The organism is Paraburkholderia sp. BL18I3N2 (assembly GCF_003001875.1).
Lineage (GTDB): Bacteria > Pseudomonadota > Gammaproteobacteria > Burkholderiales > Burkholderiaceae > Paraburkholderia > Paraburkholderia phytofirmans.
The window spans coordinates 1-18,050 of sequence record NZ_PVNC01000041.1; the positions used below are offsets into that span (position 1 = coordinate 1).

Consider the following 18,050-nt stretch of genomic DNA (forward strand, 5'->3'; position numbering starts at 1 on the left):
GACGCAAACAGCGAACGTCCCGACGACACACTCACGTCCCGTCCCGCCGTCACCGCGTGATCGTTCGCGCTCGCCATATGCGTGCTGTCTGCGGCCGTGGTCGCGATGCCCGCCGCACTCGCCATCACCACGTCCGGGCGCGTCATCTCCGGCGATGGATTCTCCGGCGTCCTGGCGCCGCCCCTGATCGCGCCGTTCTGCGTCCTGATCGTGCCGGCCGCATCGCTCTGACTCGCTTGCGGCGTCTGCGCGTTGTGCTGCTTCGCGAGCAGTGACAGGTCTTCATGCTGCTGCCGCGCCTGCGTGAGCCGCTGTACCGTCTCGCCCATATCCTTTACGGGAGCGGTCGCGCCCGCGCGCGCCTCGGTCGTCACGAGCAGCCCTCGGTTCGCCCGCATCACCGCATGCGCATCGGTGGCAATCTCGATTCCTTCGCCGCGCGCCTCGGTGCGCCCCCGGTTGCCTTCGATGCGCGTATTGAACCCCGCCACAAACCGCGAATTCGCCTGGTCGCTCGACAGCTGCGCCTGCATCCTGCCGGGTGTATCGTCCAGCGCGAGATGATTCGAGCGCCGGCCATACCCAAGGCTGCCGCTGCGGATGCCGCTGAGCGCCGCGTTGGCCGGCAGTGCCCACGGCGGCATGTTGAACTTATCCACGACGAAGCCCGCAACAACCGGCCGGTCAGGGTCGCCGTGGACATGGGCGACGAGGACCATCTGTCCCGCCCGGCCCGGTGCGACGACGCCCATCTCGCCACCCTGCCACTGGCTCATGACGCGCACCCAGATCGAGGTTGAGCCATCCAGTTTTGCCTGCCGGTCCCAGTCGAACTGGATGCGCAGCCGGTTGCGCGAGTCGATGTACATTTCCTTGTCCTGCGGCGCGACCACCACGGCATATTCATAGCCGTCTATGCGTGGCCTCGGCGTGATCTGCGGCAGCCGGAAATACTCGTTCGACGGTTGCATTTCAAATTCCGTGTTGACCGAGTACTGACGCCAGTCGCCTGAGGACGTGCCGACTTCAGTGAGGTCCAGCGTGCTGCGCAGAACGATGTATTCACGGTTCGCGCGCTGCTGCGGATAGCCGGTCAGCGTGAACGTGCGCCCGGGCTGCAGCCCCTGAAGATGACCCCTGCCGGTTGCGCGCAGCCCCTGGCAGCGTCTCGCTTCGAGTTTGACCCGCGCAAGATACCGGGCTTCCTCCCGCTCGTCGTTCGCGTCGGCAAACGTGCGCCGGGCCTCCGGCTGCGCGAAGTCGGCGGGTTCGTAGATTTCGATGGCCCGGCTCGCCGTGCCGCGCGAGTCTTCGTAACGTTCGCGGTTCGGTGCGAGACTCTTTGCAAGTCGCGGCTCCGCGTAGTTGTGGTCGTTGACTTCGGCGCTGCCCAGCGTCAGCGTGTACGACACCGACAGTTCGTTGATATGTTCCTCATCGATCCGGCCGGCCGGATGATAGCGAAGCGTTTCATAGGCGACGCCGTGCGGACGGAAGCCGCTCAGCAGGTCGGAAATGACGAGCGAATGAAAGTCGTCACGATGTTCAAACCAGTAGCAGAGCCCGAACTCTTCCATTAAACGGGATATGAATGCCCAGTCTGATTCCCACGCCTGCCGGATCATGTCGCGCGGCGGGTAGCCTTTGCCGGGCCACATTCCGCCGATACGCCATTCAACGGTGCCCACGTAAGGCTGCAGGACTTCTTCGAGCACCTTGGTCACCGAACCATGCAAGATGCGCGAATCGCAGTTCAGCGTCGCGCGCCATACAAACGGGCGCAGCACGAACTCGAAAATCGCCGCGCGGTCTTCAACGCATCTGATCCGCGCCGAAACGATTTCGCCGCTGATGTAGCGGGTATCGGCGCCGACATTCGCGCGCCCGGTGTCGCCTGTCGCGCCCGCGCGGAAGGTGCCGATGCCGGTGATCTGGATCGCCACCGTGCCTGTTGTGCCGACGATGCTCTCCAGATCGAGCTGCGCGGCGCTCTCGGGGTCTTCCAGAAAGTCCGGGTTCTCGACTGCTGTCTCGACGATATATTCGAACAGTTCGCCGACCGCCTCGCGTCCGCTGACCCGCCGAACGGTCAGCATCGGCGCGCGCTTTTCCGTGAACTGCCTGTTCCTGTATGCGACGCCGACGATTTCGGGAAGCGCGGCACCGCTGAACGTGACGGTGTGTGTCTGGGTCATCCACTGGGTCACGCGCACCTCACTCCGGGAGGTCGCGAAATAACGGAAAGCGGCCTGAGTGCCCGTTGCGTTAGTGTTAGCGTTAGTGCATCGCCGGTCATGTCCGGCGTGCGCGGTTGAGTCACCCACGACATTTGCTGCCCCCCCGGAAGTTCTTCTTTTAAAACCGCTGGAATCCGCCTGTTACGCACTCCGCGAGAGACCTGAACTGCGGCAGCCTGTCATGCAGGACGACGCCCGTGTCGGGTCGTTAGCTACGCCGCTATTTGCCTTTGTGCCTTCAGTATTCTCACGTTCATTATCAGATTGGCACCTCGTAGGCGTACATAAGACGACTGTAAAAACTGGTCAAACGGAAAAAATAGATAGGCATTTCGCATAGCAGGCCGAGGGATATCAACAGTATGGATAACCTCACGCCCACCGACGCCAATCCGATTGATCTGCTCGACTTCCGCCGCTTCATGTCGGACGAGGTGGCGAGTTTTCATCGCGAGCAGATCGATGTGTTGCGCGAGCATGCGCCGTCGGCGGATTTGCTCCACAACGTCATGGGCTTTTCCACGACCTTCGATCACTACCGCTTCGCCAAGGACAATGCGCTCGATGTCGCTGCGTGGGGCAGCTATCCGATCGTACGCACTGAATCCATCGCGCTGCCCGACGAGTAGAAGGCGCGTTATGCGCGCACCGCGCATCCCGGTTTCCGCGTTCGACCATGACCGCTATCGGGCGATCGGCGGCGGCCGTTTCTGGGTGATGGAGCGGCAAACCGGTCCGGTCCACTGGGCGCCGTGGAATCCGGTGCCGGCGAAAGGCATGGTTCGGTTGAAGTTGGCGCGTGGCAGGGCGCCTGACCCCGTTGGTCGATCGACAGAACCGATCCGGCAACGAGCGGAGTTGTCAGCGCATTGTCACGGCAACGCACTGACGTAGCAGGATGCGCTGCGCAAACGCCAGAGGCATTTGCAAGCGCCGGCGCTATCGCCTGGGCGTCTGCGCATTACGGTTCGCGCAATCCGACGTGAAGGCCATGCTGGCCTGATCCGGCGTCATGCGCGGCGCGTCCGGACTGTAGATCTTCTCGATGATGGCGCTGACCGCTTGCCGGTCGGCCGCATCCTTGTAGTACTTGGCCGCCTGATCGAGCGCTTGAGCCTTGGTCTTTTTGTGCGCGCGCCACGAAGCGACCTGCCCGGCGATGTCGCCGATCGCAAAACATTGATCGCTGACGGTTTGCGCAACGGCTTGAACGGCCGGCTGTGCGAGGCACGCCGCAAGCAGCGCGGATACGACTACGCGTTTCATTCCCTGAATCCTGTAGTTAGATGGGCACGGGCCAACAAGCGCGTAGTTTATCGGGAAAGTCGCGACTGCCTCGTTGTCAGGGGCTGCAGCTTCATGCCGGATTCGGTCTCGGAATCACCTGCAACCGGCCGTTCAGGGTTGTGGAAGGATAATCGACTCATGATTTGAGTCGATTAGGTACGCATTCGACTCAGGCGTGGTGGTCCTGCGAAGAAGCGTCCAGCGTCGTGGACGCAGCGCTCGCCAAAGCCATTTTCTGGGTGAGCCATGAGGACAAAGTGCTCACGCCCCGACAGCGCAAAGTCGTCAACCTTCTGCTCGATGCCGGTCCCAACGGCTTTGAAGGGGGCATGAATACCCGAAAGTACGAGAGCGTCGGCAGCACCTCGCGAGCCACGGCGTCACGCGAACTCATCGAACTCGAGGACATGGGGCTGCTGTGCAAGGTTGGCGGCGGTCGTTCTACGCGGTATTACCTCAACATTCCGGGGTGGGGGCCGGCGGACCAGGCCTCCAGCGACACCCCCTTTCACGACGGCTGACGAGGCAGTTCGAAGTCCCGTCAGATTCTCCAGCGCCGCCGCTCCCGGGAGGCGGCGACCCATCGCCGCCTCTGTACTCGCTCAATGCCCGAACGACTCCGCCTTCGGCGCACCCGCATTCGCCACATGCGGCCGCGCCGCCTGCTTGGTCAGCAACGCCACGCACGAAAGCAGACCCGCCACCGCGACCATCGCGAAGATGCCCGCGAACGAAAAGTGCCGCCGCGTCAGTTCGGCCACGAGGAACGAGCCGGCAATTCCGCCGAAGCGCCCAATGCCGAGCATCCACGCCACGCCGGTGCCGCGGCCTTCGGTCGGGTAGAACGCGGCGGCGAGTGCCGGCATCGACGATTGCGCGGTATTCATCAACACGCCCGCGACGAACACGATGAACACCAGCGCGCCCACATTGCCCACCGCCTGGCCGATGAAGTACACACTGACCGCCGTCAACGCATAGCAAGCCGCGATGATGCGGTTCGCGTTGAAGCGGTCCATCAGCACGCCGCACAGCACGGCGCCCACGCCGCCGAGCGGGAACAGCGCGGAAATCAGCGTCGCGCGCTGTGGCGTGAGTCCGGCGTCCTTCAGCAAAATCGGCATCCAGTTGATCGACGCGTAGAAGATCACGAGGCCCATGAAATAGGCGATCCACAGCATCACCGAACCGATGATGTACGAGCGCGACAGCACCACCGCCATGCCCTTGCCGCCGGTTTGCGGCGCGGTTTCGGTCATGATGAAGCTGCCCGCTTGCGCGGCTTCGCTCGAAATGCGCGCGAGCGCCGCGCGAATCCGTTCGACCGGCTTGTTATTGGCCACCATGTAGCGCACCGATTCCGGCATCTTGATCGCCAGCACGATCAGAAGCAGAAGCGGCGTGATGCCGCCGAGCAGCAGCACGCTGCGCCAGCCGAAATGCGGAATCATCCACGCCGCGAGGAACCCGCCGAACGCGGCGCCAAGCGGGAAGCCGCAGAACATCAGGTTGATCACGGTCGCCCGGCGGCGGTCCGGGCAGTATTCGCCCATCATCGTTACTGCGTTCGGCATGGCCGCGCCGAGACCGACGCCGGTGATGAAGCGCAGTGTCGTCAGTTGTTCGATGCTGGTCGAGAAGGCCGAGCCGAGGCACGCCACGCCGAACAGCAGCACCGAGCCGAGCAGCAGCGAACGTCGCCCGAGCCGGTCGGACAGCGGTCCCGAACCGAGCGCGCCGCAGGCGAGGCCGAACAGCGCCGCGCTCAGCACGGGCGCGAGCGCCGGCCGGGTGATGCCCCATTCGGCGATCAGCGAAGGTGCGATGAAGCCGATCGCGGCCGTGTCGAAGCCGTCCAGCAGGACGATGATGAAACACATGAAGAACACGAGCCACTGGAACGGCGAAAACGGATGCTCGTTGATAAAGGTCTGAACGTTCACAGCGGTGCTGCGGTTCATGATGGTCTCCTCACTGCTGAATACGGAAAGGCTCGTGGGAACGAGCCTTTTCTTTTTATACGATCGAACGCCGTTTTAGAAGCGGTGCACGATACCCACGCCGGCGGCGAACTGGCTGCGCGACGACGACGGCGCGCTCTGGAAGCCGTCGCCGATGGTTGCCGTTGCGCTGATGATGTGGCCCGAACCCGCGGTGCCCAGCGTATTGCCGTTGGTGCGCTGGAACGCCTGCAGTGCATAGAGCCCGGTGCGCTTCGACAACGAATAGTACTCGGACAGGTTGACCTGCTGGTACTGCGCCGAACTCGTGATGCCGTTCGCCTTGGTGGCGCGCGTATAGCTATAGCCGGTCGCGAAGTCCCACGAAACGGTCGGCTTCCAGTGCAGCACGACACCGCCCGTATTGAAGATCGCCGTATCGCGGAAGCTCGAGCCGACACCCGGAATGTACTGCACATTCGAGTAGGCCGCGGACACGTCCCAGCCACCGCCGAAGTTATAGCCGCCGGTCACGGCGAAGCGCTGCTGCGCCTGCGCCGTTTGATAGCCGTTGGTCACGGCCGACACGCCCGGTTGAGCGCCATTGTTCGACACGGTCGAATCCGCGCCGTATGCGCCGCCGCCGAGCGTCGAGTTGTTGATGCGCATGAAGCCGACCGCGAGTCCGACCGGCCCTTGGATGTACTGCACCGCGCCGCTCCAGGTCGAGCCGCGATTCAGGCTGCCCGGCACGCCGCCGAGCGAGTACGAACCGCTGAACGTGAAGCCGTACAGTTTCGGCGAGGTATAGACCAGCGAGTTGTTCGCGCGGTAAATCGTATCGAGCGCGTCGACGTCGCCCGCGTGCGCGCCGTAGAAGCCGGTGAGCCACGTGGTCGGGCTATACGGCGACAGCAGCGAGTAGTACGCGGTGTACTGGCGGCCGGCCTGCAACGTGCCGTAAGTCGGGTTCGTCACGCCGACCCATGCCTGGCGGCCGAACATCGCGTTCGAGAATTGCTGCGCGCCGGTGGCGGAATTGAAACCCGACTCCAACTGGAAGATGGCCTTGGTGCCGGCGCCGAGATCTTCCGCGCCCTTCAGGCCGAAGCGGCTGCCGGCCCACACGCCGTTGATCATATTCACTTTGGACTTGCCGCCGGAGGTCGAGCCGAGCGAGGGCGCCTGGCTGCTTTGATAGCCGATGCCGGCATCCACGATACCGTAGAGCGTCACACTGCTTTGCGCGAAAACCGGTGCGCTGGCCAGAGCGGCGATCGCGCAGGCGAGCCGGGTCATAGTGATATTGCGATTCATGAGGTGTTCTCCAATTCGACCTGCCTGGAGCGCGTCGGCAGTCCCAGCGAGGCGGTCGTCATCAATTTCTTTTGTGCGAGATGTTCGTATATAGAACGTGGATTCTTTATGCGAACAGGCCCGCACTGTAAGTAATATGACAACGAAGGGTCAACGCGGGATTACCCGACTCTGTTGCAGATGCACATCGGTTGGAGGAGTGCGCTGGACAGCGCGAGAGATCAAAAGGGCCGGGATGAGACGGAATTGGTAAGCGGGATGAGCGCCGGCCTGACGGGCACCGCATGGTGCGGTGCGGCGCAGCGCAGCGCTCGTGGTGATGCGTGACCCGCGTTTACAAGATGACGTAGACCTTGCGCATGGTTTCTTCGACTTCCCACAGCCCTTCGGTATTGGCTTCGAAGAAGAGCGTGTCGCCGCTTTGAAAGTGAATGGTTTCTTCGTTATCGGGCGTGAAGCGTCCGCGTCCCGCGATGAAGTGCATCACTTCCGCTTGCTTGATCGAACGGCGGTACGTACCGGCGGTGCATTCGAAGATGCCGGTATCGACAGCTTCGCTGCCCTTGATAACGCGTTGCACGCCCGACACCTGAATCGGCGTCGTGCCGGGCAATCCAACCTTGCCCCAGTCTTCGAGATTCTGCAGATTCACGCTTTGCTTGAACTGCTGTACCTTCATTGTCACGTTACCTTCTGAGTGTTGGACCCGCGGATCACGGCGCCGACCTCGGCGAAGATCTCGAGACCCGTGGTGAACGAAAGACTCAGGCGAGTCTTGCCGCGATCGCCTGGCCGACTTCGGTGGTGTTCGCCTTGCCGCCGAGGTCGCCGGTGTGCGGACCCTCCACCAGCGTTGCTTCGATCGCTGCAAGAATCGCGTCGTGCGCCTCGCGCTCCTTGCCCTCGTGATTGCCGAGGAAGTCGAGCATCATCGCGGCCGACCAGATCATCGCGATCGGATTGGCGATGTTCTTGCCGGCGATATCCGGCGCCGAGCCGTGCACCGGTTCGAACAGTGAAGGAAACTTGCGATCCGGATTCAGATTGCCCGACGGCGCGAGACCGATCGTGCCGGTGCAAGCGGGTCCGAGGTCGGACAGAATGTCGCCGAACAGATTGGTGGCCACCACCACGTCGAAGCGATCCGGGCTCAGCACGAAGCGCGCGCAGAGAATGTCGATGTGCTGCTTGTCCCACGTCACGTCCGGATACTGCGCCGCGATGCCGGCCGCGACCTTGTCCCACCACGGCATGCTGATCGCGATGCCATTGCTTTTGGTCGCCACGGTGATCTTCTTGCGCTCGCGCCGTTGCGCGAGATCGAACGCGAACTTCAGCACGCGCTCGCTGCCGTGTCGCGTGAAGACGGATTCCTGCAGCACGAATTCGCGCTCCGTGCCTTCGAACATCACGCCGCCCACCGACGAGTACTCGCCCTCGGTGTTTTCACGCACGATCCAGAAGTCGATGTCGCCCGCCTTGCGGCCCGCGAGCGGCGAAGGCACGCCGGCAAAGAGGCGCGCCGGACGCAGGTTGATGTACTGGTCGAATTCGCGGCGGAACTTCAGGAGCGAGCCCCACAGGGAAATATGGTCGGGCACCGTGTCGGGCCAGCCGACCGCGCCGAACAGGATCGCGTCGGCCGATTGCAGTTGCGCTTTCCAGTCGTCCGGCATCATCTTGCCGTGCTTCGCGTAGTACTCGCAGCTCGCCCACTCAATGTGCTGATACTCCAACTCGATGCCGAAGCGCGTTTTCACCGCCTCCAGCACGCGAATGGCTTCCGGCATGACTTCGACGCCGATGCCGTCGCCGGGAATGACTGCGATCCGATATTTCTTCGACATGTTGTGCTCCTCCGCTTGGGTCTGTTGGGGCTTCTGGACGATTCGATAATGGTTATTTTATTCCTGCTGTTTGAGACTAAAATGGTCGCTTTAGTTAAGCCACTGTGCACGATTCGTGTACAAACTCAGGTGCGGGCAATCGACCCATGAACGCCATCCCATCACCCGATCTCGGCGATTTGCGCGTGTTCTGCGAAGTGGCGCGCAAGTCCAGTTTCAGCGCGGCGGCGGAGGCCCTGTCGGTGTCCGCGGCCTACGTCAGCAAGCGTATCAACGTGCTCGAGACTACGCTCGGTACGCGTTTATTGCACCGTTCCACGCGCCGGGTCGCCATCACGGAAGCCGGCGAGCGCGTCTACACGTGGGCCGAAAAGATTCTCGACGACGTCGATCAACTCGTGGAAGACGTCTCCACCACGCGCCGCATTCCCGGCGGCAAGCTGCGCATTTCCAGCAGCTTCGGCTTCGGCCGGCGCTTCGTCGCGCCCGCGCTCGCACGTTTTTCCGAGCGCTATCCGCAGCTGAGCGTGCGGCTCGATCTGTTCGACCGTCTCGTCGATGTCGGCGGCGAAGGCTTCGACCTGGACGTGCGTATCGGCGACGAGATCGCGCCGCATCTGATCGCGCGGCGGCTTGCGTCGAACCATCGCGTGTTGTGCGCTTCGCCCGATTACATCGCGCGGCATGGCGCGCCGCGCCAGCTTGCCGAGCTGTCCTCGCATGCGTGTCTCGCGATCAAGGAGCGCGACCACCCGTTCGGTCTGTGGCGTTTGACGGTGCGCGGCGAGACCGTGTCGATCAAGGTCACGGGACCGTTGTCGACCAATCACGGCGAAGTGGCGGTGGAGTGGGCGCTGGCCGGACGCGGCATCGTGCTGCGTTCCATGTGGGACGTGCGGCCGCTGCTTGAAAGCGGTCAGCTGCAGCAGGTGCTGCCCGAGGTCACGCAACCGGCGAATCTGTGGGCGGTGTATCCGGCGCGGCTCGCGCAATCGGCGAAGGTGCGGGTCTGCGTGGACTTTCTGAGCGAGGAATTCGCGCAAGGGAATGCGCGAGGCGACGATGCGGCCGGCGTGAACACGGCCGATGTTGCCGAACGTTGAATGCTGAACGCTGAACGCTAAACGACGGCAAGATCCGGCCGATCAGAAACGAGGCAACGCCTAGTGATGATTCTGCGAGAACAGCGTTTCGAGCGGGTAGTGGCTCTTCACGAACGGCGACTTGATGATCACGTAGCTGAAGTACTTCTCGATGCCGATATCGCGTTCCAGCAGTCCTTCCACGATGCTCTGGTAATGGCTCACACTGCGCGTGACGAACTTCAGCAGGTAGTCATAGCCGCCGCTCGCCAGATGGCACTCGACAATCTCGTCGACGTCGCGAATCGCATTCACGAACTTGATGAAGTCTTCCCGCCGATGATCGGCGAGCGTGACTTCAGTGAAAACGATCTGCACGTCGCCGAGCTTTTCGAGCTGGATCTGCGCACCGTAGCCGATGATGTAGCCGGCCTTCTCCAGACGCTTGACGCGGATCAGGCAAGGACTGGGCGACAGCCCGACCGCGTCGGCAAGCTCGACGTTGGTTATGCGGCCTTTCTTCTGCAATTGGGAAAGTATGCGCAGGTCAATCCGGTCTAGCTTGCAGTCGCTGCTCATCGTAACGTTGTCGCTCCGGCGATCGGTGTGTGTGGGACGGGGATGGCCCTCTACTCTAGCATGCGGTGGCATGAGTTTTGACCTTCAACGCGGCGCGCACATCGGCTTGTGCGAGTACGTCGTCGAGAGTCTTTTCAAGCCGTTCGAACATCAGGTCGAACTCGGCCTCGGTGTACGAGAGCGCCGGTGCGAAGCCGAGGATGTTGTCGCCAAAAGCACGGAAAATCAGGCGGTTTTCGTAAGCGGCGGTGGCGATCCGTTCGGACAGTTTCAACGCCGGGTCGAAGCCCGCCTTGCTGTCTTTGTCCGCGACGAGTTCGAGCGCGCCGAGCAGGCCACGGTGGCGCGAGTCGCCCACCAGCGGATGCGCGAGCAGCGCGTCGAGACCGCGCGCGAAACGCGGCGCGAGCGCCACGCCGTTCGCGAGCAGTCCGCCTTCGTGATACAGGCGCAGCACTTCGAGGCTGATTGCCGCGCTCACCGGATGCGCCGAATAGGTATGGCCATGGCCGACCACTGCTTCGGCGTCGCTGTCAGCAATGCCCTGATAGATTTCGTCCGACATCAGCACGGCGCCCATCGGCGCATAGCCCGCGGTCAGGCCTTTGGCCACCGTCATCAGATCCGGCTCGACGTTTTCGCCCTGGCAGGCGAACAGCGGACCCGTGCGGCCGAAACCGGTGATGACTTCGTCGGCGACGAACAGAATGCCCAGCTTACGGCAGCTTTCACGCATGGCCTTGAGCCAGCCGACCGGCGGCACGATCACGCCACCCGAGCCCTGAATCGGTTCGCAGAAAAACGCGGCGACGTTGTCGGCGCCGAGCTCGGCCACCTTCGCTTCGAGCGCGGCCACCGAGGCGGCAATTAGCGCGGCGTCGTCGGCGAAATCGTTGCGGTACGCGTACGGCGACGGCAGATGGTGCTGGTTCGGCAGCGGCAAGTCGAAGTTGCGGTGGAACGCGGGCAGGGCGGTCAGGCCGGCGCCGGTCGTCGACGAGCCGTGGTAGCCGCGTTGCAGCGCGATGATGTGCTTCTTCGACGGCCGCCCCGTGGAGTTGAAGTAGTGAGTGATAAAACGCAGCGCCGAATCGACCGCATCCGAACCGCCGAGCGTGAAGTACACGTGTTGCAGCGAAGCGGGCGACACCTCGACCAGCTTCTGCGCGAGTTCGATGGCCGGCTCGGAGCCGAAATGAAAATAGCCGGTCGCGTAGGGCAGTTTCTGCATTTGCGCGGTGGCGGCGTCGACAATGCTCTGCTGGCCGTAGCCGACGTTCACGCACCAGAGTCCGGAAAACGCGTCGAGCAGTTCGTTGCCGGCCGCGTCGCGCAGAAACGCGCCGCTGGCGGATTCGAGGACCGTGACGCCGCGTGCTTCGTGCGCGCGGTAGTTGATGACCGGGTGAATCAGATGCTTGCGGTCGGCTTCGATGAGCGATTGAATCGGCATGATGGTTTCTCGTCGCGGAAAGGGGCTGTTGACGGTTCCATACTACTGACCAGCGACGATCACCTGCTCACCTAAACAATTGCCTGAAAAGCGCGCACGACGCGTTTTGATGCACGGTCTTGGCATTTTCTGCTGCGGATGCTGAAAAGCCACGCCGCGCGGGCGTTTCATGCGGTGCCGTCCTCAATAGCCTTGCGCGCGGTCAACCTGGCCGAGCATCGGCAAGCCTTCGCGATGGCGGCGCAGGTTCTCCAGCACCACGTCGACGGCGGTTTCGGGCCGCGTCGCGCTGGCGATATGCGGCGTGATGCGCACGCGTGGATGCGTCCACAACGCGTGACCGGCGGGCAGCGGCTCGGGATCGGTCACGTCGAGAATGGCGTTGCGCAACTGGCCGCTTTCGAGTGCGGCCAGCAGATCCTGCTGATTCAGATGCGGACCGCGACCGGTTTGAATCAGCGACGCGCCGCGCGGCAGCTTCGCGAACAACTCTGCATCGAGCAACCCGCGGGTGGCGGGCGTGAGCGGCAGCAGGCAGATGAGGATATCGGTGCGCGCAAGAAACGCATCCAGCGCGCCTTCGCCCGCGTAACACGCCACGCCTTCGATCTCCCGCGGGGACCGGCTCCATCCCGCACAGTCGAAGCCGAACAGACGCAGCCTTTCCAGCACGGCCGTGCCCAACACGCCGAGCCCAAGCACGCCGACGCGGCGCTGGCTGGCGGGCTTGAGCGGCAACTCGCGCCAGACCTGCTGCTGTTGCTGAAGACCGTAGTCGAACAGATCGCGATGGATCGTCAGCACGGCCTGCGTGACGTATTCGACCATGCCTTCGACGATCCCCGGCTCGATCATGCGCACGACGGGCACATGCTCCGGCACGCCCGACAGATCGAACTGATCGATGCCGGCGCCCACCGAGAACACGACCTGCAGATTAGGAAAGGTGCGAGTCGGATCTTCCGGCGGCTGCCAGGCGGCGAGATAGCGGATCGCGGCCGGGTCGCCGAGATCGGGCCAGATATGAAAGGGCAGCTCGGGCGCCTTCTGCGCGAAGAGTTTCGCCCACTGCGCGCCGCGGGCCGGATCGGCTTTATAGAGGAAGGCCATGATGGGTTAGAGGATCGCCTGGTTGATGATGCCGTATTGCACGTAATGCGGGTCCTGGCCGCCGGTCGCGGGCTCGCCCGGCGTGGCGGCGCGGACCATTTTGATCACCGTGTCCACGCGCGGCAAGCCCAACTGTTCCAGCCATTCCGTGAGACCGCTTTCGCCTGGGGTGTCGATGCGCACGAACACGCCTTCGTTCAGCGCCAGCCAGTGGCTGATGAGCGCCTTGGCGCGGCTCGAATCTTCCGAGGCGGGCGCGACCACCGGCCCGATCGCAAAGCCGCGCCCGAAGCGGCGAAACAGCGCGAAGCCAATCAGTTCGCCGTCGCGGTCGAGCGCGATGCCATCGGCGGTGCCGAGCAGCGCGGGCAAGACTTCGGCGCGATCCAGACCGCTGGCCCGCGACGCCAGTTCGACCAGCCGCGCGGTGTCGCTCGAGCCGAGCGGGCGCAAACGCTCGCCCGGCGGCAGCGATACGAGCGGCGGCTGGAACGCCGCGCCCTGGTGCTGATCGAGCGTGCCGGCCGCGCGAAAGCCGAGCTTTTCATAGAGCGGTTGGCCGGCGGCGGTGGCGTGCAGGAACGTCACGCGACCGCCCACTTCTTCGAGCACCAGCTCCATCAGCTTTCTGCCGATGCCGCGCCCTTGTTGCGCTGGCGACACGATCACCATGCCGAGCGAGGCACGCTCAGCACCGTATTTCCAGCACAGGGCGGTGCCGATCACGCCGCTCGCGTCTTCCGCGACGAAACCCACGCCCAGCTGTACGACGAATCTCCAGTCGTCCGCGCGATGCGGCCATTTGAGTTCGACCGTCAACGCGTGCGCGGCGGCGATGTCGTCGAGGGTGAAGCGTCTATAGGTAATCGAATCGGTTATCGAATCGGACACGCCGTACTCCCTGATTGACTGAAGGCTTACGCCGTCACTGTGTCATCCAGTGCGCGGTGTGACTAGGACGATCTTTCTATCGCGGCCCAGGGAAAGGGGCGCCTCGAAATTCGATGCAAAACGCCAGGTCTGGGCGCGCATTACAAGTGGGTTCTGCTGCGTGGCGATTTTTGTCGGCGACATATGCCACGCCCGCGGCTCTACGATTTTGTCATGGAGGAAGCGTTCACGAAACGCACCGCACGAACCACCAGCCGGTCATACAGGAAACCTTGCTCATGGAGAGCTTCGATCCGAACGACGTCGCGGTTCGCAGCGCACCTGACATCGGCGGGAAATACGTCGAGGCGGGCGAGCGCCGCAGCGCGGCTGAACACCCGATGCCCGCCCGGCATTCCGGCCGAAAACCCAGTGTGGGCAAGGCTTTCGGCCCGATCGCCGCATTCTGTGCTGTCAGCGGCCTCAAAACGCATGGTTTGTGTCACCGGCAATGCCCTAATCAGGAACATCTATGTTTTTGCGCTGATTAAATCTTTAACACGGATGAGCAATCACTGTTTTCGCCAATGAGCTCCCATAGCGAGTTCACCATCACGATAGGACTGCACCATGATCGAATTCGAACCGAAATACATCACCTTCGACTGCTACGGCACGCTGACGAAATTCCGCATGGCCGAGATGACGCGCGAACAGTACGGCCACTTGCTCAACGGTGAAGACCTGGAAAAGCTCGTCGCGTTCTACTCGGGCTATCGTCGCGACGAAGTGCTCGGCGCATGGAAGCCGTACCGCGATGTGGTGGTCAATGCGCTGCGCCGCGCCTGCAAGCGCATGAACGTCGAATTCAACGAAGCGGGCGCCCAAAGCATCTATGAAGCCGTGCCGACCTGGGGTCCGCATCCGGACGTGCCGGAAGGCGTCGCTCGCCTCGCGAAGAAGTACAAGCTGGTGATTCTCTCGAACGCTTCGAACAACCAGATCCAGAGCAACGTCGACAAGCTCGGCGCGCCGTTCTATAAAGTCTTCACGGCGGAGCAGGCGCAGTCGTACAAGCCGCGCATGCAAGGCTTCGAATACATGTTCGATCAACTGAACTGCAATCCGGAAGACGTGCTGCACGTGTCGTCGAGCCTGCGCTACGACCTGATGACCGCGCACGACATGGGCATCAAGCACAAGGCCTTCGTCAAGCGCGGCCACGAACCGTCGACGCCCTACTACCAGTACTACGAGGTCAACGACATTCCGCATCTGGCTTCGGAACTCGGCCTGTAAGCGCCGTTTTCACGCTCATTGCCCATCTCAAGGACAGACCGGATGAAGCTCGATTCCTACTGGCTCGATACCGCGCCGCCTCTGCTTTCGGCGAGCGAGGGTCCGCTCGACGGCCAGACCGACGTGGTGGTGATCGGCGGCGGCTTCACCGGACTCTCGGCGGCGCAAGCGTTGGGCAAGCGCGGCGCCGCGGTGACCGTGCTGGACGCGGGCCGCATCGGCGGCGGCGCGTCCGGGCGCAACGGCGGGCAAGTCAATACCGGCGTCGCGCAGGACTTCGTCGCGCTGGTCGCGCAACTCGGTGTGGAACGCGCGAGCGCTTGCTACCGCGCGTTTTCGGATGCGGTCGACACGGTCGAGCGTCTGATCCGCGAGGAGAACATCGACTGCAATTACATCGCGACCGGCAAGCTGAAGCTGGCCTCCAAGCCGCATCACCTCGCGCATCTGGAGAAGACGGCGGAGGCGATTCGCCGTGAGGTCGATACGGATATCGAACTAATCGACCGCAACCGTATCCGCAGCGAAATCCAGTCCGACAGTTTTCACGGCGGGTTGCTGCAACGGCATGGCGGCCAGATGCACATGGGCAAGTTCACGGTCGGTCTCGCCGAGGCCGCGGTACGCCGCGGCGCGAAGCTGTACGAGAACGCGGCGGTCACCGCCATCACAAAAGACGGCAGCGGCTTTCGGATTACCACGGCGCGCGGCGAAGTGCGGGCGAAGCAGGTGCTGATCGCGACCGGCCCATCGCGGCACGGTCCGTTCGGCTGGTATCGGCGGCGCCTCGCACCGGTCGGTTCGTTCATCGTCGTGACCGAGCCCCTGTCGCCCGAGCTGCTGGCGCAAGTGTTTCCGAACCGGCGCGCGTACACGACCACCCGTTTGATGCACAACTACTTCCGCGTGACGCCCGATTCGCGGTTGCTGTTCGGCGGCCGCGCCCGCTTCACGGCGTCCGAACGCCCGTCCGATGCGAAGAGCGGACGCATTTTGCAGGAAGGCCTCGCCGCGATGTTCCCGACGCTCGCGAACGCGCGCATCGACTATTGCTGGGGCGGTCTGGTGGATATGAGCGCCGACCGTCTGCCGCATGCCGGGCAGCACGACGGCATCTATTTCTCGATGGGTTACAGCGGCCACGGCACGCAGATGTCGACCCACATGGGCCAGGTGATGGCCGACGTGATGGACGGCCACGAAGATAAAAACCCGTGGCGCGAGTCGGAGTGGCCCGCGATTCCCGGCCATACCGGCAAGCCCTGGTTCCTGCCGCTGGTGGGCACGTACTACCGTATCAAAGACATTTTTTATTGATTGTTCGTTGTTCGATGGCAATTAAAACCACGCAGCCAGGTCTGCTCACCCCCACTGTTTACCCTCGCGGAGAAGTTCGATGAATAAGGAAAACTCGCAACATGGCGCTCTTCATCTCGGCAGCGAGTTGGAGCGGTTGACTGCCAAAGGTGCGTCGCGGCGCGGTGTGCTGCGCGCGATGGCCGCAGCCGGGATGATGTCGGTGACGGGCGCCGGCCTTCTGAGCGCGAGCGGTGAGGCCCTGGCGCAGGCCACGCCCAAGCAGGGCGGCAAGATCCGCGTGGCGACGCAGTCCGCCTCCGCAGCCGATACGCTCGATCCCGCGAAGGGCTCGCTCGGCACCGATTACGTTCGTGGCTTCATGTTCTACAACTGCCTGACCGAACTCGACTCGCATCTCGGCGCGAAGATGTCGCTGGCGACCTCGCTCGATACGAAAGACGCCACCGTGTGGGTCGTCAAACTGCGCAATGGCGTGCAGTTCCACGACGGCAAAGCGCTCGCGCCAGCGGACGTGGTCTATTCGATCATGCGCCACAAGGATCCGGCCACGGCCTCGAAGGCGAAGACGCTCGCCGATCAGATCAAGGAAGTGAAGGCCACAGGTCCGAACGAAGTGACGATCACGCTGGAAGGTCCGAATGCCGATCTGCCGGTGATTCTTGCCACCTCGCATTTCCAGATCATCAAGGACGGCACCAAGGATTTCAAAACGGCGATCGGCACTGGCCCGTTCAAGGTCAAGGAATTCTCGCCGGGCGTGCGCACGGTCGGCGTGAAGAACGAGAAGTACTGGAAGCCGGGCATGCCGCATCTCGACGAAATCGAACTGATCGGCATTGGCGACGAATCGGCGCGCGTGAACGCGCTGCTTTCCGGCGACGTGCAGCTAATCAACGCGGTGAGCCCGCGTTCGACCACGCAGATCAAGGGTGCGGGCGGCTTCTCGGTGCTGGAGACGAAGAGCGGCGTGTACACTGACCTGATCGTGCGCGACGAAGGCGGCATTACCGGCAACAACGATTTCCGTCGCGGCATGATGTACCTGCAGGACCGCGAGCAGATGCGCCGCGCGATCTTCCAGGGTTACGGAACCATCGGCAACGATCAGCCTATCGATCCGACCAACAAGTACTACCTGGCCGGCTTGCCGCAACGCGCCTTCGATCCGGACAAAGCGAAGTTCCATTTCCAGAAAGCCAAGGTGGGCAGCGCGCCGATCCAGATTTTCGCGTCGCCGGCGGCGGAAGGCTCGGTTGAAATGGCAATGTTCCTTCAGCAGGTCGCCCCGCAAGCCGGTCTGAATCTGCAGGTGTCGCGCGTACCGGCCGACGGTTACTGGTCGAACCACTGGATGAAGCATCCGTTGGGTTTCGGCAATATCAACGCGCGGCCGAGCGCCGACGTGATCTTCACGCAGTTCTTCAGGTCGGACGCGCCGTGGAACGAGGCGAACTGGAAGAGCCCGAAGTTCGACCAGTTGCTGCTGCAGGCACGCGGCGAACCGGACGACGCCAAGCGCAAGCAGTTGTACGGTGATATGCAGGTGCTGGTACACGACACGGGCGGCGTCGGCATTCCGCTGTTCCAGAGTTCGCTCGACGCGTACACGAACAAGCTCAAGGGCCTCGGTTCCATTCCTCTCGCCGGATTGATGGGCTACATGTTCGCGGAAAACGTCTGGCTCGAAGCCTGAGCTCGACCGGGGGCAC

16 protein-coding genes and 1 pseudogene are annotated in these 18,050 nt (G+C 63.0%); 7 read left to right on the forward strand and 10 right to left on the reverse strand.

Translation table 11 applies throughout. The features are described from left to right. Positions 1 to 2,195: type VI secretion system Vgr family protein (locus tag B0G75_RS39145; protein ID WP_258194951.1), on the reverse strand; the 2,195-nt coding region annotated here is incomplete at its 3' end. A gap of 416 nt (positions 2,196 to 2,611) precedes the next feature. On the opposite strand from B0G75_RS39145, the pseudogene B0G75_RS39150 reads away from it, so the two are divergent. Next, positions 2,612 to 3,026 (forward strand): annotated as a pseudogene (locus tag B0G75_RS39150) (beta-galactosidase); the annotation flags it as partial. Positions 3,027 to 3,176: 150 nt separating this feature from the next. On the opposite strand, the gene B0G75_RS39155 reads toward B0G75_RS39150, so the two are convergent. Then, positions 3,177 to 3,503, reverse strand: a complete 327-nt coding sequence (locus B0G75_RS39155; protein WP_106314878.1) for a hypothetical protein — start codon at positions 3,501 to 3,503, stop codon at positions 3,177 to 3,179. Between the two features lie 227 nt (positions 3,504 to 3,730). Between B0G75_RS39155 and B0G75_RS39160 the strand changes: the two genes are divergently transcribed. Continuing rightward, complete coding sequence (locus B0G75_RS39160; protein ID WP_106314879.1) at positions 3,731 to 4,045, forward strand: hypothetical protein; 315 nt, start codon at positions 3,731 to 3,733, stop codon at positions 4,043 to 4,045. An 81-nt stretch (positions 4,046 to 4,126) separates the two neighbouring features. Here the strand turns inward: B0G75_RS39160 and B0G75_RS39165 are convergent, their stop codons facing one another. The 4 genes from B0G75_RS39165 to B0G75_RS39180 form a co-directional block, all read right to left on the reverse strand. After that, positions 4,127 to 5,485 carry an MFS transporter gene (locus tag B0G75_RS39165; protein WP_106314880.1) on the reverse strand — a complete coding sequence of 453 codons (1,359 nt, stop codon included), beginning with the start codon at positions 5,483 to 5,485 and terminating at the stop codon, positions 4,127 to 4,129. 75 nt (positions 5,486 to 5,560) lie between these two features. Continuing rightward, a complete protein-coding gene (locus tag B0G75_RS39170; protein ID WP_106314881.1) occupies positions 5,561 to 6,781 on the reverse strand; it encodes a porin in 1,221 nt (406 codons plus the stop codon). 334 nt (positions 6,782 to 7,115) lie between these two features. After that, positions 7,116 to 7,460, reverse strand: a complete 345-nt coding sequence (locus B0G75_RS39175; RefSeq protein ID WP_106314882.1) for a cupin domain-containing protein — start codon at positions 7,458 to 7,460, stop codon at positions 7,116 to 7,118. 85 nt (positions 7,461 to 7,545) lie between these two features. Further along, a complete protein-coding gene (locus B0G75_RS39180; protein ID WP_106314883.1) occupies positions 7,546 to 8,628 on the reverse strand; it encodes a tartrate dehydrogenase in 1,083 nt (360 codons plus the stop codon). Between the two features lie 146 nt (positions 8,629 to 8,774). Here B0G75_RS39180 and B0G75_RS39185 point away from each other — a divergent pair, with 146 nt between their 5' ends. Further along, positions 8,775 to 9,731 carry a LysR substrate-binding domain-containing protein gene (locus B0G75_RS39185; RefSeq protein WP_106314884.1) on the forward strand — a complete coding sequence of 319 codons (957 nt, stop codon included), beginning with the start codon at positions 8,775 to 8,777 and terminating at the stop codon, positions 9,729 to 9,731. Between the two features lie 60 nt (positions 9,732 to 9,791). Here B0G75_RS39185 and B0G75_RS39190 read toward each other — a convergent pair whose 3' ends face one another. The 4 genes from B0G75_RS39190 to B0G75_RS39205 form a co-directional block, all read right to left on the reverse strand. After that, entirely contained in the window at positions 9,792 to 10,289 is a 498-nt protein-coding gene (locus tag B0G75_RS39190) for an Lrp/AsnC family transcriptional regulator (RefSeq protein ID WP_011491802.1), read from the reverse strand. A gap of 55 nt (positions 10,290 to 10,344) precedes the next feature. Beyond that, positions 10,345 to 11,742, reverse strand: a complete 1,398-nt coding sequence (locus B0G75_RS39195; protein WP_106314885.1) for an aspartate aminotransferase family protein — start codon at positions 11,740 to 11,742, stop codon at positions 10,345 to 10,347. 183 nt (positions 11,743 to 11,925) lie between these two features. Next, positions 11,926 to 12,852 (reverse strand): glyoxylate/hydroxypyruvate reductase A, encoded by a 927-nt coding sequence (locus tag B0G75_RS39200; protein WP_106314886.1) that lies wholly within the window; start codon positions 12,850 to 12,852, stop codon positions 11,926 to 11,928. Between the two features lie 6 nt (positions 12,853 to 12,858). After that, positions 12,859 to 13,731, reverse strand: coding sequence for a GNAT family N-acetyltransferase (locus B0G75_RS39205; RefSeq protein ID WP_106314900.1), 873 nt, complete (start codon positions 13,729 to 13,731; stop codon positions 12,859 to 12,861). Between the two features lie 290 nt (positions 13,732 to 14,021). On the opposite strand from B0G75_RS39205, the gene B0G75_RS40430 reads away from it, so the two are divergent. The 4 genes from B0G75_RS40430 (at position 14,022) to B0G75_RS39225 (ending at position 18,034) form a co-directional block, all read left to right on the forward strand. After that, positions 14,022 to 14,273 carry a hypothetical protein gene (locus B0G75_RS40430; RefSeq protein WP_146142604.1) on the forward strand — a complete coding sequence of 84 codons (252 nt, stop codon included), beginning with the start codon at positions 14,022 to 14,024 and terminating at the stop codon, positions 14,271 to 14,273. Positions 14,274 to 14,352: 79 nt separating this feature from the next. Then, complete coding sequence (locus tag B0G75_RS39215) at positions 14,353 to 15,021, forward strand: haloacid dehalogenase type II (RefSeq protein ID WP_106314888.1); 669 nt, start codon at positions 14,353 to 14,355, stop codon at positions 15,019 to 15,021. Positions 15,022 to 15,063: 42 nt separating this feature from the next. After that, positions 15,064 to 16,338: an FAD-binding oxidoreductase gene (locus B0G75_RS39220; protein ID WP_106314889.1), complete on the forward strand. Its 1,275-nt coding sequence runs from the start codon at positions 15,064 to 15,066 to the stop codon at positions 16,336 to 16,338. Between the two features lie 79 nt (positions 16,339 to 16,417). After that, complete coding sequence (locus B0G75_RS39225; RefSeq protein ID WP_106314890.1) at positions 16,418 to 18,034, forward strand: ABC transporter substrate-binding protein; 1,617 nt, start codon at positions 16,418 to 16,420, stop codon at positions 18,032 to 18,034. Positions 18,035 to 18,050 lie beyond the last annotated feature (16 nt).

Excerpts from the sequence above, each read along its gene's own strand:
- B0G75_RS39220 (WP_106314889.1), top strand. The coding sequence starts at position 15,064 with ATGAAGCTCGATTCCTACTGGCTCGATACCGCGCCGCCTCTGCTTTCG.
- B0G75_RS39190 (WP_011491802.1), bottom strand. The coding sequence starts at position 10,289 with ATGAGCAGCGACTGCAAGCTAGACCGGATTGACCTGCGCATACTTTCC.
- B0G75_RS39185 (WP_106314884.1), top strand. The coding sequence starts at position 8,775 with ATGAACGCCATCCCATCACCCGATCTCGGCGATTTGCGCGTGTTCTGC.
- B0G75_RS39175 (WP_106314882.1), bottom strand. The coding sequence starts at position 7,460 with ATGAAGGTACAGCAGTTCAAGCAAAGCGTGAATCTGCAGAATCTCGAA.
- B0G75_RS39155 (WP_106314878.1), bottom strand. The coding sequence starts at position 3,503 with ATGAAACGCGTAGTCGTATCCGCGCTGCTTGCGGCGTGCCTCGCACAG.
- B0G75_RS39195 (WP_106314885.1), bottom strand. The coding sequence starts at position 11,742 with ATGCCGATTCAATCGCTCATCGAAGCCGACCGCAAGCATCTGATTCAC.
- B0G75_RS39180 (WP_106314883.1), bottom strand. The coding sequence starts at position 8,628 with ATGTCGAAGAAATATCGGATCGCAGTCATTCCCGGCGACGGCATCGGC.
- B0G75_RS39165 (WP_106314880.1), bottom strand. The coding sequence starts at position 5,485 with ATGAACCGCAGCACCGCTGTGAACGTTCAGACCTTTATCAACGAGCAT.
- B0G75_RS39215 (WP_106314888.1), top strand. The coding sequence starts at position 14,353 with ATGATCGAATTCGAACCGAAATACATCACCTTCGACTGCTACGGCACG.
- B0G75_RS39200 (WP_106314886.1), bottom strand. The coding sequence starts at position 12,852 with ATGGCCTTCCTCTATAAAGCCGATCCGGCCCGCGGCGCGCAGTGGGCG.
- B0G75_RS39225 (WP_106314890.1), top strand. The coding sequence starts at position 16,418 with ATGAATAAGGAAAACTCGCAACATGGCGCTCTTCATCTCGGCAGCGAG.
- B0G75_RS39170 (WP_106314881.1), bottom strand. The coding sequence starts at position 6,781 with ATGAATCGCAATATCACTATGACCCGGCTCGCCTGCGCGATCGCCGCT.
- B0G75_RS40430 (WP_146142604.1), top strand. The coding sequence starts at position 14,022 with ATGGAGAGCTTCGATCCGAACGACGTCGCGGTTCGCAGCGCACCTGAC.